Source organism: Bradyrhizobium sp. 23AC (genome assembly GCF_054863025.1).
The window spans coordinates 1-202 of the sequence record NZ_JAVAYN010000346.1 but is presented as its reverse complement, the minus strand read 5'-3'; the positions used below and the strand labels follow the sequence as shown (position 1 = coordinate 202).

Sequence of the window (202 nt, the reverse complement as noted above, 5' to 3'; positions counted from 1 at the left end):
CGCACTGCCTGACGGCAAGCACAGCTTCACCGCGACCGACACGGTCTCCGGCGTCACCAGCAAGGCATCGGCTGCGCTGGATGTCACGGTGGATAGCGCTGCCCCCGATGCTCCGATCCTGTTGAGCGATCCCACCACGCATAACCGCGCAACGGTATCCGGTACGGCGGAAGCGGGGAGCTCGATCAAGCTCTATGAGGGC

The 202-nt window shown here is 64.9% G+C and carries 1 pseudogene; it reads left to right on the top strand.

Going from position 1 to position 202, the window contains the following annotated elements:
* Positions 1 to 202: pseudogene (locus RAD10_RS42695) on the top strand (cellulase family glycosylhydrolase); the annotation flags it as partial.